General features: G+C 73.3%; 11 protein-coding genes. All 11 read right to left on the bottom strand.

Annotation, left to right across the window (positions count from 1 at the left end; translation table 11 throughout):
• Window positions 1-2: 2 nt before the first annotated feature.
• From N4G66_RS02960 to N4G66_RS02910, 11 genes are read right to left on the bottom strand one after another with little or no spacing between them, the layout of a single operon-like run.
• A complete protein-coding gene (locus tag N4G66_RS02960; protein WP_261702323.1) occupies window positions 3-1,901 on the bottom strand; it encodes a glycoside hydrolase in 1,899 nt (632 codons plus the stop codon).
• A gap of 12 nt (window positions 1,902-1,913) precedes the next feature.
• Window positions 1,914-2,453: a hypothetical protein gene (locus N4G66_RS02955; protein ID WP_261702322.1), complete on the bottom strand. Its 540-nt coding sequence runs from the start codon at window positions 2,451-2,453 to the stop codon at window positions 1,914-1,916.
• Window positions 2,454-2,464: 11 nt separating this feature from the next.
• Window positions 2,465-6,469 (bottom strand): phage tail protein, encoded by a 4,005-nt coding sequence (locus tag N4G66_RS02950; protein ID WP_261702321.1) that lies wholly within the window; start codon window positions 6,467-6,469, stop codon window positions 2,465-2,467.
• Window positions 6,466-8,070 carry a baseplate J/gp47 family protein gene (locus N4G66_RS02945; RefSeq protein ID WP_261702320.1) on the bottom strand — a complete coding sequence of 535 codons (1,605 nt, stop codon included), beginning with the start codon at window positions 8,068-8,070 and terminating at the stop codon, window positions 6,466-6,468. Before N4G66_RS02945 ends, N4G66_RS02950 begins: the two co-directional genes overlap by 4 nt.
• Window positions 8,071-8,073: 3 nt before the next feature.
• Window positions 8,074-8,439 carry a GPW/gp25 family protein gene (locus tag N4G66_RS02940; RefSeq protein WP_261702319.1) on the bottom strand — a complete coding sequence of 122 codons (366 nt, stop codon included), beginning with the start codon at window positions 8,437-8,439 and terminating at the stop codon, window positions 8,074-8,076.
• Window positions 8,440-8,455: 16 nt separating this feature from the next.
• Entirely contained in the window at window positions 8,456-9,094 is a 639-nt protein-coding gene (locus tag N4G66_RS02935) for a phage baseplate assembly protein V (RefSeq protein WP_261702318.1), read from the bottom strand.
• A gap of 13 nt (window positions 9,095-9,107) precedes the next feature.
• Window positions 9,108-10,289 (bottom strand): hypothetical protein, encoded by a 1,182-nt coding sequence (locus tag N4G66_RS02930; protein WP_261702317.1) that lies wholly within the window; start codon window positions 10,287-10,289, stop codon window positions 9,108-9,110.
• 1 nt (window position 10,290) lies between these two features.
• Window positions 10,291-10,608 (bottom strand): hypothetical protein, encoded by a 318-nt coding sequence (locus N4G66_RS02925; RefSeq protein WP_261702316.1) that lies wholly within the window; start codon window positions 10,606-10,608, stop codon window positions 10,291-10,293.
• A gap of 14 nt (window positions 10,609-10,622) precedes the next feature.
• Entirely contained in the window at window positions 10,623-11,372 is a 750-nt protein-coding gene (locus tag N4G66_RS02920) for a hypothetical protein (RefSeq protein ID WP_261702315.1), read from the bottom strand.
• Between the two features lie 8 nt (window positions 11,373-11,380).
• Window positions 11,381-13,177, bottom strand: a complete 1,797-nt coding sequence (locus N4G66_RS02915; protein ID WP_261702314.1) for a hypothetical protein — start codon at window positions 13,175-13,177, stop codon at window positions 11,381-11,383.
• A gap of 1 nt (window position 13,178) precedes the next feature.
• Complete coding sequence (locus tag N4G66_RS02910) at window positions 13,179-15,020, bottom strand: hypothetical protein (RefSeq protein WP_261702313.1); 1,842 nt, start codon at window positions 15,018-15,020, stop codon at window positions 13,179-13,181.
• Window positions 15,021-15,022 lie beyond the last annotated feature (2 nt).

Genomic DNA, 15,022 nt, shown 5'->3' with positions numbered 1-15,022 from the left:
TCTCAGATGGCGGTGACGACCCGCCGTGCGAACAGGTCGGTGTTGGTGGAGCCGTTGCGGTCGTTCGCCCAGACGGCCCAGATGCCCTGGCCCGGGACGGGGACCGCGGCCGGGAAACCGTCGTTGCCCGTGCTCGGGGCCAGCCGCTGCGGCGCGGTCCAGTCCCCGCTGGCCGCGTTGCGTCGGCGTACGACGACGTGGTTGGTGTTGTCGGAGAACCTCCGGGTGGACAGCAGCCAGATGGTGCCGTCGGTGTCCTGGACCGCGGCCGGCTGACTGTCGTTGGCGTCGGTGCCGGAGATGGCGGCCGGACCGCTCCAGGTGGTCCCGCTGAACGTGAGCACGGACAGCCCGCTGCCGCTGTTGTAGAACACCAACGCCGACGTGGCGCTGAGCGCCAGGACGTGGATGTCGGTCGCCTGCCCGGTCTGCTGCGTGCTGCTGCTGACGGTGTTGGTGACCGGGTTCAGCAGCACCGCGGTGAGCTTGGTGCCGTCGTGGAAGGCGATGAACACCACGTTCCCGGCCGACGCCGTGTGCACCGCCCGGCCGCCGGAGTTCGTCGCCAGCTGCACCGGCGCGGTGTCCGGGAAGGAGTTGTCGGTGTGCTTGTAGCGGAGGTAGGACCACTTGTCGGTGCTGCTGCCCGACTGGTCGAAGACGAAGACCACGAAGTCGCCCGCCAGGACTGCCTGCGTCCGCTGGTCGGCGACGTTGGCGGTGGCGGCGATCGTCACCTCGCCCGCCCCGGCGAGGGAGGCCAGCGGCCCCCGCTTCAGCTTCAGGTCGGCGTTCGGGTCCTCGGTCGCCGCGGTCTGGTAGGCGACCAGGAAGTCCCCGTTGGGCAGCATCAGCGCCGCCGGTGCCGCGTGCACGCCGCCGCTGGTCAACGGCGTCGCCGGGACACTCGTGAGGCTCGGATTGGTCAGGTCGATCCGGGCCAGGGCCACCTGGCTGGTGCCCGACTGGCCGGACTGCCACACGATCACCAGACCGTTCGCGTTGTCCAGGAACACCGCCTTGCCGAGCAGGTCGGCGCCCGGACCGTTGGCGACGGCGACCTCCCCCGTGGTGGGCAGCTGGCCGGCCAGCAGCGCGTTGATCGCGGTGCGCAGGCTGATCAGCGGCCGGTTGGCACCGCCGCGGTAGTCGAACGGATCGACGCCCACGGTGTCGGCGATCAGGTGTGCCGGCGGCAGCAGCAGCCGCCGCTGGCGCTTGTCCACGATGTTCGACGGCGCGATGAGGGCGGTGGCGGCCGGGCGGTTGAGTCCGGCGAGCGCTGTGTAGGAGTGCCCGGCCAGGAAGTCCGAGGACCCGGGTGCGGGCACCGCGGCACCCACGCGCACCGCCCACTCGCGTTTGATCCGGGCGCACGACTCGACACCGAGCGCGGGCAGGATCAGGTTCGGATCGTCGTCGGGAGTGACCAGGTGCTCCCATACGTCCAGGTAGGCGACCAGCGTCGTGGCCGTGCCCGGAGTGGTGAGGGCCGCCACGACGGGTACGCCCAGCTTCGCCGCGAGGGCCGCGGCGCCGGACTTCGACGCGTGCAGCGGCTGGGCCGAGAACGCCAGATCGGTCGTGATCATTACATCCAGGCCGTCGACGATGATCCGGCCGGTGTGGGCGAGCGCGGTGTCCAGCTCGCTGCTGCCGCCGCCGGCCGGCGCGCCGGCGCCGATGGTGAAGTCGTTGCTCAGACCACCGGTGATCTGGAAGCCGTTGGTGCCCTCGGGCACGCCGTCGCCGACGTACCACTTGAGGAACGCCCTGAGCTCGAACTTGCGGACGTCGTCCAGCTCGTTGAGGTCCGAGTCGACGATCGGAACGCCCTGCTGCAGCCGCACGTTCACATACCGCAGCAGCGGGTGGAACGTGCTGGAGGTCATCGAGGCCATGGGTTCTCCGCTTCAGAACGTCAGCCAGACGGTCCGCTGCAACGTGCTCGCGGGATCCTTGGCGATGACGGGGTGGGTGACGTAGTTGACGAGCACGGTGGTCCCGTCCAGGCTCGCGATCAGGCCGAACTCGCGCAGATTGCCGCTGACGTGGTTCGCGTCCGGCCAGTTCGGCACGCTGGGCCCGAGGGTCGCCTGGATCTGAAGCCGGTTGGTGGGCGCGGCGGACACGGCAGCCGAGTCGAGGAAGTCCATCCGCAGGTCCGCCGCGGCCACGGTGTGCGGGTGCGGGTCGACCAGCGCGGTCTGCGCGACGGTGGGCGGTGGCGGACCGGTGCCGTCCCACTGGCTCAGCCCGGCACCGACCCGCAGGCCGAGCAGCCCGGTCGACCCGGGTGTGCCGCGCAGCATGGTGGCCAGCAGCCGGCGGCAGTCCCCGACGATCGTGTTGGACCGCCAGCCGTGGTCCCACACCACCCGGCCCCCGGCGTCGTACAGGACGTCGCGGTACTGACCGTGCAGCTGACCGGCCGGGTACTCCCTTGCGGACATGTGCGCTCCTCCTAGCGGAACGGTGGCCACCAGCTGCGTCGGCGCAGGGTGGTGGGCTTGGTGGGGTCGACGGTGATGCTCGTACCGTCGGTGGACAGGAACACCTGCCAGCCGGGCAGGGCGACCGCGGTCTCCTCTGCGATCCGCAGCACCTCGGCGATCGGGTAGTCGTCGCTGAACGCGTCGGCGAGCTCGTGCCCGGCCGGGAAGAGCAACTCCTCCAGCGGGCCCGAGCCGAGCACGACGACGGCCCGCAGGTTGACCGGCAGGAACCGCTCGAGGAGCTGTCGCAGGCGGTCGGCGTCGCGCTGCACGAGCGGTCGGCCGGTGGGCCCGCGTTCCACGTAGAGCCCGATCGTGGACGGCGTGTAGACCTCGTCGGCGGCGAGGGCGGCGCCGTCCGGCCGCTGCGGCGTGTAGTCGAGCAGGTCGCCGAACTGCCGGGTGCCGCGGTTGCGGTCGAGGTCGGCGGGGGTCGCGGTGACGGAGCCGGCGAACCGGCGGACGGACGCCTCCTCCGGCGCGCGCCGGCTGGACTGGTCGGGCCCGGGGCCGGGCACGCCGCCGCCGAGCCGGCCGAGACCGACGTTGCGGTCGCTGCGGAACAACAGCCAGGTCGTGCCGTCCGCGAGCGTGACCGGCGCCGGGTTCGTGTCCGAGGACGGCCCGCTGCTGACCACGGTGGGCGCCGACGGGCCCCCGGTGGCGTCCAGATCGGCGGACCACAGGCGCGGGCCGCCGCCCCGGTCGGAGCGGAAGTGGACACGGGCGGCGCCGGCCGGCAGCGGGGCGAGCGCCGGTTCCCGGTCGGTGCCGCTGACGCCGGTGACGGCGGTGACGGCGGTCGGCGCCGACCAGGCGACGGACGGGAAGTCGAGGTGCCGTACGACGATCTGCCACCGGTCGTCCGGGTCCGCGTAGGCGTGCCGGACGGCCGACGCCAGCCACAGCCGGTTCCCGTCGCCGGTCAGGTGCGGGTCGCGCTCGCCGGGGCCACCGGGGGCGAACCGGCCCGGAGCGGACCAGGAACCGCTCAACGCCCGGACCGGGGTGGCGAGTCCGGACACGGTCCGCCACGATCCGGAGCCGTCCAGGAAGGACAGACCGGCGGCGGTACCCGCCCAGACGGTGCCCTGGTCGACGAGGACGGCCCGGCAGTCACCGCTGGGCAGACCTTCGGCGGGCGTGTGCACCCGGATGTCGCGTACCGACCGGATCTCGACCGGCCCGGCGGCGGTCGCGGCCCACACCGGCCCCGCGTCGTCCGCCTGCGGCCGCGGGTTCGGCGCCGGGGGTGCCGGTGCGACCTGCCGGACGTCGGCGGCGGCGCCGAGGTCCACCGTGCGCACCGACGCGTCGGCGCCGACGCGCGCGACGCCGTGCGCCAGCGCGATCCACAGCGAACCGTCCTGGGCCGGGGCCGCGTGCCGCACCTCCGTTCCGGCCAGGAACGTGGTCCAGGTGCCCGCAGGGTCGAGCCGGGACAGCCCCGCGCCGGTGGCGAACCACACCGCGCCGGTGATGTCGGCGGCGATGTGCCGCACGTCGTTGCTCGCGAGACCGCCCGTCGTCGCGGTGATCGCCTGCCACGAGCCGCCCGCCGAGAGCGCGGCGGCCCCCGCGCCGTGGCCGAACCACACCGTGCCGGACGCGTCCACGGCCACGGTCCGCACATCGGTGGTGGAGAGACTTCCGGCGGTGGTGCCCGGCGTGAACACGGTGCTCGTCCCGTCCGGCCGGCGTACGGCGCCACCGGCGCCGGTGGCGAACCAGCTCGACCCGTCGGCGTCGACCACTACGCCCCGCACGTCCGCCGACGGCAGCCCGGTGAGCGGGGTGACCGCGCCGTCCCCGGCCAGTACCCGCACGCCGGTCGCGGTGGCGATCCGTACCCGGCCGTCCCACCGCAGCCGGTACAGCCGCCACCCGTCGAGCCGGCTCGCCCAGCACAGCCGTACCGCCCCCTCCGGGTCGAGTACGGCGGTGCAGTCGGCGTGCCGGCCCGCCGGTACCGCCGGAATGTCCGTGGCTGCGGCCCAGTCGACGTCGGGCTGCCAGCCGCCCTGCCCGGTCAGCGCACGGTCGCCGAACCCCAGGGCGCGGGCCGCCGTCGATGCGGCCAGGTCGGCGCGCAGGGCGACCCCCGGTCCGGTCGCGGTCGTGGCCAGGGCCAGCGAACCGTCCCCGGCGACGGCCGCCGTGACGCCGGTGAGCTGCGCGTTGAACGCGGCGGTGACCTCGTCCGCGCGGGCCGCGGACGGATCGGCGTAGTCGGCCGCGCGCACGGTGAACCGCTCGGGGGCGCCGTGGCCGGTGAGGGTCAGCACGGTGCCGGCGGTCAGCGCGTACGGGGCCGACGCGTCGCCGCGCAGCCGGGCCGGGGTCGGTGCGGACGGTGTCCCCAGCCGCCAGCGCAGCCGCGCCGCACCGGTGTCCGGGTGCTCGACCCAGGCCAGGCCGAGCCGGCCGTCCGGCAGTGCGACCGGCGCCGGATCGGCCTGCGGCGCGACCGGCTGGGGCTCGACCACCCGGGTGTCCGCCCAGGCTCCCCGGAAATACGCCTTGAGGTGCAGCCGGGGGACGACACCGCCGGCGCCGACGGTGGAGGCATGCGCCAGCCACAGCCGGCCCATCGTGTCGGTGACGGTGGCGAGCCGGCCGCGGGCCGCGCCGTCCAGCGAGACCAGGCTCGCGGGCGCGGTACGCACCTCGATGCGGGACGCCTCACCGGTGAGGCGCGACACGAGCCGTACCGCGCCGCCGGCCCCGTCCGCGCGCAACTCGCCGATGTCCCGGTTCACGACCGCCGCGATCTCGGCGGCGGTCGCGGCGCCCGGGTCGGCGAAGTCGGCCGGGCCGAACGTCAGGGTGATCGGCAGGCCGCCGTCCGGCGCGATGGTGACGGTCATCCCGGTGCGCAGGGCGAACGGCCCGGTGGCCGCGCCGGTCAGCACGGCGTTGGTGGTGGCGGTGCCGGTCGCCACGTCGTGCGGCGCGGTGAAGCCGAGCACGGCGGACGCTTCCTCGGCACCCCACCACGCCCCGTCGCGTCGCGCCGCGGCGAAGACATTGCGCTGCGGGGCCACCCCGGCTCGGGCGACGTGCTGGGAGAACTCGGCGACCCGGGTGGACCAGCCGGTGTAGAAGTCGACGAGGCTGCGCAGTCCGGGGACGGTGCCGACGGAGTCGTAGAGCCTCGGAGCGGTGCGGATCTCGTTGCGCTGCCGTGCCAGGTCCGCGTCGGCGGTCAGGTCCCAGCCGACCCACTGCGACAGCAGGGGCAGGAACCGGCTGTCCACGTCCGATACGGCGCGCAGCCCGCGCAGGTTGTCGGCGGAGCTGCGGATCGCGTCGACGGCGGCGCCGTAGACGTCGACGAAGCGCCGTAACTGTCCGCCGTTGGTGCCGGCCTCGGGAAGCAGGCCGGTGGCGGCGTCGGGTACCCGGGGGAGGGTGTCGTGCCGCCGGTACACCTCGGGGATCAGCTCGTACAGCGTGCGGTGCGCGCCGTGCACGTCGCCGGGGGTGGCGACGGCCCGCATCGGCCGGCCCAGGGCCGGGCTGTCCAGTTCGTAGTAGTACGGCGTGCCGGCGGCCAGCTCGCCGCCGCCGACGCCGCCGACGTCGAGCAGGTCGAGTTCCAGGCGCAGCACGGCGCGATCGGCGCCGAAGACGGTGCGGGTGACGAGCCGGAGCACCTCCCGGGACACCGCGGCGGCCGTCTCGGTCACGGTGACGGTCCGCTCCCGGACCCGCCGGGCGCCGACGGTCGCGTCGCTGTCCGGCAGATCGGTCACGGTGAGCGCGCCGGGCACCGGCGCGGGCGGGAACGCGGCGCTGTCGTGGAGCAGCCAGCGCGCGCCGGTGTCCGGGAACGCGAAGTCGCGGGTCTTGCGCCGCACGGTGACCGGCGGCGTGTCGAGCACGGTCTCGCCGGTGTCCGGCGTGAAGGCCCAGCGCACCCAGATCCGTCGGCCGATCAGGTCGGCGCTCGCGGTGAACGTGTCGATCCTCATGGCAGTGTCGTCCGTACGGTCACGTCGAGGGCGCCGGGGACGGCGATCTCGAACTCGCCGATGTCGATCCGCCCGTCCGTGGCCACGTCGAGCGAGACCGCGTCACGCAGGAAGGCGGGCAGTTCGGCGAGCGGGGGCAGGTTGTACCGCGCCAGTTCCGCCTCGACGTCCGGCGCGGGCCGGTCCTGTCGGCGAAGGCCGGTCACGGTCGCCGCGAGGACCCCCGGGACGGACTCGGCGGCCGCGAACACCTCGCTCTGGAACAGCGGCCGGCCGAAGTCGGCCCGGGAGAACGACAGGAGTGCGGTGATCGCGGCCTCCACCTGCCCGGCCACCGCGTCCGTGACGAACCGCTCGTCGACCAGCAGTTCGACGCCGATGTCCACGGCGACCGGCTGCGCGTCCAGCACCCGGACCAGACAGCCCGCCATCCGCTTGTCCTCGAAGTAGCCGACGAGCCGGTTGCGCAGCGCTTCCGGGACCGGGACCAGGGTGTCTCCGGCGGGCGCGACGAACAGGTCGATCCGGTTCCAGGAGACGCTGCGCGCCCGGACCTTGGCCACCGTGCCCGTGCTGTGCGCCAGCGCCTCGTAGTCGCTCGCGGTCACCGCGCGGTTGGTCGACCGGAACGCGAACGGCGCGTACCGGGCGGCGTGGTCGGAGCGTTCGGCGTCGCTGCCGCCCGCCGCCGCGGCCTCGTTCACCACGGCCTGCAGCGTGTCGATCGTGGTGAGCGCGGTGGTGACCGTGCCGGCCGCGAGGTTGCCCGCGGTGCCCTGGCAGACCCGGTAGGAGGCGCGGACGTTGTTGAGGCCCGCCGGCGGCACCCGGCCCGCGCCGAACACGGCGTGGCCGATCCCGTCGGCGTCGAAGAGCAGTTGGTAGTAGCGCGCCTCGGGGTGGGAGAACACCGCCCGGCCGTCCGCGGCGATGTCGAAGAGGAGACTGTCGCGGCGGTCCCAAGTCACCCAGCCGGCGCCCTCGTTGACCTCGACGACCACGGACGGGACGACCACGGACGCGTCGGGCAGCGCGAAGGACTGGCCGGCCTCACCGGTGGACGAACCGATCGGCACCGGCCCGACCGCGCGGCTCTGCTCGACGGGAAGTCCGTCGTAGCGCACCACCGGTTTGCCGTCGGGGCCGGTACCCGGACGCAGTTGGTCGGAGAGAAGAACCAGGTCCAGGTCGGGACCGAGGTAGGTGAACTCGATCGCGGCGCCGCCCGGCGGCCGGGCGGCGAACTGCGCACCGCTGGGCACGGTCACGGTGCGCGCGCCGGCCGGCCGGGGGAAGGTGAGCAGCAGATCGGCCATCGCGGGCGCTGCCGGGGTCAGCTCGTAGCCGATCAGCCGCAGCAGGTCCACGATGCCGGCCCGCTCGGTGGCGGTGCCCGGGAACAGCTCGCCGGCGATGCGGTCCTGGTAGTAGAGGGTGATGTCGCCGACGTAGGCGAACAGGTCGACCAGCAGCATGCCGAGGTCGGCCGGGCTCTGGTCGGTCCACTCCGGCAGGCGTTGCTGGGCCAGCCGGAGCATCGCCGTACGCAGGGACGCGAAGTCCTTGTCGGTGTAGTCGATCGCGGGTACCGGTGTCGTCATCGCCTACACCAGGGGGACGATCATCTCGGCGGACACCGGCTTGTCGCTGTGCACATAGCTCAGCAGCAGCCGCAGTCCGCCGTCCGAACGGGACAGCCGGGCCCGGGTGACGACGACGCGCCGCTCCCACCGCACGACCGCCTCGTGCGCCTGCTTGCGGAGCAGGTCGGCGGTCACGTCGTCGTCCGGCTCGTGGACCAGTGTGTGCACCCGGGTGCCGAAGTCGCGCAGCATGGGCCGTTCTCCGAGCCGGGTGCCGAGCAGGATCCGCAGGTCGTCGCGGATCTTCTCGGTGCCTTCGGTCCAGGCGATGCCGCCGGTGTGCGGGTCGATCCGGAACGGGAACGCCGCTCCGCGGGCGTCGGCCATAGGGGTCTCCTTCACTTCACTTCACGACGGCTGACTGGCTCAGGTGCACACCGGGCTGCAGGGCGAGCGGCGCGAGCTGGGGCGACGGGGAGCCGGGCGGACCATGGACGTGCGTGAGCAGTTGGGTCCACAACTGGCTGAAGCCGTTGCCGAGGAGCGTCGGCTCGCTCGCGCCGCTGCCCACCTCGACCTTCGACCCGTCCAGCACGATGTGGTCGGCGCTCACGTGCACGCTGCCGTCGGACTCGATCGAGACGGAGGCGCCGCCGCTGTGCCGGATCAGGATCCGTTCCCCGCCGCCGGTGTCGGTGAGGTCGACGACGTGCCCGGCGGTGCTCCGGATGACCTGGTGGTCGGGCGGTGTGACCGCGGCCTCGGGCGGGACGGCACCCGCCGGGTACCAGACCCCCACCCAGATCGGGGCCCGGGTGTCGCCGGCCGCGAACTCCACCCATACGTTGGCGTCCTTGGGCGGCACGAAGAAGTGCCCGTGCGGGAAGCACGGCTCGGCGGTGACGAGCGCCTCCGGTCCGAAGATGTCCGGCACGATCACCCGGAGCCGGCCGCGCCGGCCGTCGTCGGTGTTGTCCCGCACGATCCCGCGGTACTTGCCGTAGTAGTTGCCGGTGTGCCGGGTCAGCTCGTCGGACAGCATGTCGGGCCTCCTGTCACCGGGTCGCGGTGATGTGGGTGAAGTAGCTGGAGTCCTGGTGGTCGCCGACCAGGTCGCGGGTGTACACGTGGTTGACCTTCGTCAGGTACCAGACGCCCTCGGCCCACGGCGCGAGGCCGGTGATCCGCAGCATCGCCTTCGCCCGCAGCAGCACGTTGCCGACGGCCTTGCCCCGGCCGCTCATTCCGACGATCCGGGTCGGGTCGACGCTCACGCGGTTCTTCGCGTCCTGGGCGGTGCCCGCAGCCTTGCCGACGACCCGCTCGGTCGGCGTGGTGAGCTGGGCCTGTGCGACGGCCGCCTTCCCGGTCAGTGCCTCGATCGCGGCGCGCATCCGGTCCCCCGCGGCCGGGGCGCGGCCCGTCTGCGGTGCGGCCAGCGGAGACCGGGGCGGGGTGACCGGCGCCGACTGGTCGACGAGTCGGCCGGTGTCCGGATCGACGGTGCTCGCCGAGCGGACCGGTAGCGCGCCGGAGCTGATGCGTTCGTAGGTGAACGTGACCAGGTCGCTGCCCACCCGGCAGTACCGCAGTGTGCCGATCGGCTCGGAAGCCGCGATCGCGGTGATCGGCCGGAACGAGAACCGGGACTCCTTGTTGTCGGTCAGTTCGACGAACGCGAGACAGCCCTGGCCGCGGGCCTGGTCCAGGATGAAGTCCCAGACCGAGGTGGCGACATAGCGGCCGGCGCCGCGGGCGTCGGGCGCGGTGTCGTCGACGGGTTCGATCGTCCCCACCGTGATCCCGGTGCCGGGCGCGGTGACCAGTTTGCGGAGCAGGGCGCTGAGCGGCTCGCCGGTGTTCCACGTCTTCGGGTCGAACGGGGTCTGCGCCAGCCGGTGGCTGTAGTCCCGGGCGGTCAGTTCGATGTGCTGCCCGTCGGGTCCGGCCAGCACCCGGCTGCTCACCACGACGCCCTCGAACAGCGCCGTGTGCTGCATCTGCCGGCCCAGGGCGAGCCGCACCACCAGGCCCTCGAACAGGGCGTGCGCGAGCACACCCGTGGGATCGTCGAGGACCACCTTCGCCTCGTCCGTGAGCCGGTCGTGGTCCTCCACGGCGACCGAGCGCACCGGCACGGTGACGTCGGCCAGGTCGCCCGGCCCGGTGCCGATCTGCACGGTGGCGAACGGGGCCCGGTTGTCACTGCCCGTCGGGGGCGGGATCGCTACGGTCATCTCACGACACCCGGTCCCGGCTGACCTGGCCGATGTCCTGCGAGGCCGGTACCGAAAGGGCGGCACCAGGTCGCAGGTCGAGCGGGAACTGCACCGGGTTGGCATCGGCGATGCGCCACCACACCTGGCTGTCGCCGAAGTAGCGCCAGGACAGGTACTCGATGTCCTCCACGCCGGTGACCCGGTGCTCGTAGTTGATGCCGCCGGCGGCGGGCGGCGCGTACCTGCGGATCGCCACGGTGGCCCGCGTGCTGCCGGTGGCGTCCACGGCCGGGTAGACCGCGGCCTGCCGGTACCGCGAGGTGATCGACACGGACATGATCGGGTGCCCTCTCAGAGTTCGAAGATGTTCTGCACCAGGCCGGCGCCGGGTACGGCCTGCAGCCAGTCCTGGAAGTCCAGTTGCCCGTAGGACTTGCCGACCTCGACCAGCCGGTCGAGCACGTCGAGGCTGGTGGTGATCGAAGCGGTCTGTTCGTTGAGGGTCAGGCTGACCTCGGCGCGCTCCGGCGTGAGGTCGGGCTTGAACTTGGTGATCTTGATGTTGAGGTCGGTCATCACGCAGTCCAGGTCGATGCCGCCGAGTTTGAGCGTGCACACGGGTGGCTGGGCCGGCGGGCAGAACGTCTTGGCACCGCTGAACCAGGCGAGTACGTCGTTGACCGGATCCCAGGCCGGATTCATGAACGAGCGCAGCACCGCGAGGCTGGGCTCGATCCGGCCGCCGAACCGTGCGTCGTCCGACGCCGAGCCGTCGCCGCTCTGCTGCGCCGGGATGTCCGGCAGGGACCGCGCGTCGAGGGCGAAGTCCAGCGCGAACGAGCGCGGCTTGCCGAAGTCGGCCTCCAGCGCCTTCGTCCCGACCAGCGAACTGCCGATCTCCTTCAGGTCGGTGACGATCCCGCTGACGTTGCCGAAGCCCTTGGACGCTGCCGTCTGGTCGAACGCCCAGTTGCCGAGGCTGGTGGTCTCCCGGTAGGCGAAGCTCTTCTTCTCCGACAGCAGCTCCGGGTTGAACTGGAAACGGAAGATCAGCGGTGGGACGGCGATGAGGTTCGCGAGGTAGCCGGCGGTGCGTGACATGGCGACTCCTAGATCGGTAGGGGCAGCCGGCTGCCGCCGCCGCGCTGGTCGTAGTCGAACCACATCCGGGCGTGCTGCTCGATGTCGTCCGACGGGGCGGTGGAGGGATCGGGTTCGGTGGTGGTCCGGATGACGTAGGGCGTCGCGACCGGTCCGGGTGCGGCGCTCTCCACGTCGACGACCACTTCGTCGATCTGGATGGTGGCCCGGGTCCGGTCCGCCGACTCGACCGCGCGGCGCGGGATCCCGTTCTGGCCCGCCGGACTCGCGAAATGGCTGGTGAGCGAGGACAGCAGGCCGTCGAGTCCGCCGTGCGTCAGCCATGCCTCGTACGCGTTGGCCACCGCTGTCAGGCCGGTCTGCGGTGTCGTCGCCTCGCCGACCACGAGCTTGTCGGCCAGCCTCGCCGACTGGGTGCTGACGTCGTCCAGGGCCCGGCCGAGCCGCGCGTCGGACAGCCTGGTCTCGGCCAGCGCGGCGGCCTCCAGCGTGGTCCCGATGGTGCGCAGCCCGTCCGAGAGCTGTCCGGCGCCGAGGTCGACCGCGTCCGTGCCGAGTTTGCGCACCTTGCCGAGCGGCTCGGTCAGGCCCGCGATGAACGCCGGGTCGGACAGCGCCGCGGCGAAGTTCGGCGGCGCGGGCCGGACCGCCACCGGGCCCGGACCGTCGGACGAGGTGGCCGGAAAGCCGAGCTTGGCCGCGTCGGTGAGAGCGTTCTGCTGCTTGTCGGACACCTGGGTGTCGGTCAGCAGCTCGAAGACCAGGGGGAGCACCGCGGGCAGGATCCGGACCAGATGCGTGATGATCCGGAACGCCCGTAGGTCGCCGAGGTTGCGCAGGACCGCGTCGATCGTCGGGATCAGCCAGTTGAGCAGGCCGTCCACGGTGGCCCTGACGGCGTCGCCGAGCACGACGCCGATCCGCAGCACCGCGAGGAGTGCCTGCTGCACGCCGTCGAAGACACCGCCGATGATCCCGTCCACGGTGGACGCCAGGACGCCTACGACGGAGGCTCCGACCCGGGCCACGACGGCCACCGTGTCCAGCGCGAGCACAAGGAGCGCGCCGCGCAGGAGCAAGGTGACCCGCAGCCCGAAGCGGAGTGTCTCGGCGATCCCCTGCCGGATGTCGCCGAGCCGGCTGATCAGCACCGCGAGCGAGCCGACGGCGATGGGCAGCGCGAGGACGAGGCCGTCCACGACCTTCGCGACGGCGTTCAGCAGTGCGGTGGCACTGCCCAGTTGGGCGGCCGCCGGCTGTGCTCCGACGGGCGGGTTGCCGGCGGCCTGGAACAGCTTGGTGAGTGTGTCGACCGCGCCTTTGATGCTCTCCAGCTGGGCGATCAGGCCGGCTCCCGGGGCAGTGGGAGCCGTGGCCTCGGCTGCGGGTGCGGCTGCGGGCGTGACCGCGGATACGCCGAGCATGGTGAGGATGTGCTCGACGTGCTCGGCGAGCGACGCGAGGTCGCCGAGCGACCCGACCAGCCGGAACTGCGAGACGGCGCCGCCGGCGGCGCCGCCGATCAGGTTGCCGACGAACCCGCCGAGACCGCCCAGCAGCCCGGAGAGGAAGTCGCCGAACCCGCCGCCCGGCGCCAGGTCGTTGATGTTGACCACGTAGACCTTGAGGGCGCCCTCGTACATCGGCGGCGCGCCGAAGTTCGGTCCGGCGGTGATGACGGACGTGAACGCGAACGTGCCGTAGGTCGACGTGGCGCGCTCGATGTCCTCCAGGGCGCGGCGCCCGAACCGGGTCTGGGTGAGCAGCAGTCCGAGCTGGGTGATGAGTTCCTCGGTCTCGTCCATGTCAGACCCGCACCCCCTCGGTGAGGATGCGCAGCCGCCGCTCGCCCGTGCGGAAGGCGTCCCGGACGGCGCCGGCGAACGCTGCTGCCACCGTGTCGGCGAGGTCCTCGTCGAGGTCGCTGCCGGCGCGGACGCGCAGGGTCAGCCGGGGCAGGACGACCCGCCCGAGCGCGGCCCGGCGCAGGATCCTCGGCGACGTGGGGAGCGGCTCGCCCGCACGGTCGACCAGCCCGCCGACGTACCCGTCGATGACCGCGCCGACCACCACGAATCCGCCGCTCGCCAACCACGACTCGAACGCCCGCGCGAGCTGGTCCGGTGGCGGGGCCGCGCTCTGCCGCCGGATCTCGTCGCCGAACACCCGGTCGGCGAGCGCGACGGACCGGTCGCCGATCCGGTCCAGGCCCGGGAGCCGGCTCGCGTCGCGCTGAGCGGCGACGCTCGCGTCGGCGAACCCGCCCAGGCCGGTGGCGGTGCTGGTGAGCGCTCCCCGGACGGCGGTGCGCAGCCCGTCGCCCAGCGCACCGACCGCGCCGGCCAGGGCCGGACCGAGCGCCGGGTCGACCAGGCGCGGGAAGTCCGAGTGGAAGGCGAGAGGCGGGCCCTCGGGGAACGCGGGCAGGAGCACATGCCCCGGGCCGTGGGTGTCGAACAGCGCGTCCAGGAGCCGGCGGGCGCGGCGGAGCTGCCGGCGCGCGTACGGCCACAGCACCAGCGGGCTGCGGCGCACCCGTTTCCGGATCCAGTCCAGAACGTCCGAGAGAGCGTCGTACAGGTTCCGGTTGAGTCCGGTTCCGGGCTTGTCCAGGAGGTCGTCGAGCGAGAAGGCGGCCACGTTCGGCACGAACGTGCCGCCGATCCACGGGATCAGCCGGGCCAGGTTGAAGTCGAACGCGGTGGTGATGACGAACAGCGCCACCCGCATGAGCCGGACCACGCCACGCAGCGCGTAGCCGAGCGCGCCGACGAAGTCACGGATCCGGGTACCGAGGGCGGTGCCGAACGCCAGCAGGAGGCGCACCGTGAAGTCCAGGTGCGCGCCGAGCAGTCCGGCGATCCCGCGGGTCAGTCGCGTCGCCGTGCCGATCAGACCGGCGAATCGGGCGTACGCGGTGCTCAGCGCGTCGCGCCGCAGCTCCAGCACTGCCTGGAACTGCTGCTGGAGGGTGCGCCGGACCACTGTGCCGAGTGCGCCCAGCAGCGACTCGGCCACGGCGGGCAGCAGCACGACGACCGCGATCCCGGTGGCGATGCCCGCCGCGATCCCCTCCAGCGACCCGGTCGCGGACACCGACGGCGGGGACGGCGGTGTCGTCTCGGCCCGGGGCACCGGCACGAAGGGCCGGATCCGGTCGGTGAACCGTTCGAGCTCACCGCCCTTGACGCCTGCCTCCGAGAGGGCCCGGAAGGCCAGCACCGCGACTCCGACGAGGTCCGAGCTGTCGAACATGGCCGGCCGCGGCGCCGCGGTGGACGCCGACGCGTCCAACGCGGCTGACAGCGCGAGGAGTTGGCTCAGCAGGTCGGGTATCGCGTCCGCGTCGTCGAGCCGCAGCGGCCGGGTCAGACCGGCGAGGAACGCGAGCCCGGCGTCGGCCGGGGTCGGCACGGGCGCGGTCCGGGTGAGCGCACGGCGCTGCGCCGGTGCGACGCGCAGGGTCACCGCGCCGTCGACGAACCGCAGCGCCGGGAAGCGCGCGGTGGCCCGGTCCGCCTGCCGCCCGGCCAGCAGCCGGCGCTCCAGTACCGGTCGCACGGCGCGCCGCGCCACGCGCATGGCGTGCTCCTGGGCGGCGAAGGCCCCGGCGAACCGGGCCGCGGCCGTGGCGAAGTCGATCGGCATCG

It is taken from the genome of Streptomyces rhizosphaerihabitans (assembly GCF_025399795.1).
GTDB classification, from domain to species: Bacteria; Actinomycetota; Actinomycetes; order Streptomycetales; family Streptomycetaceae; genus Streptomyces; species Streptomyces rhizosphaerihabitans.
This window is presented reverse-complemented; position numbering and strand designations above follow the sequence as displayed.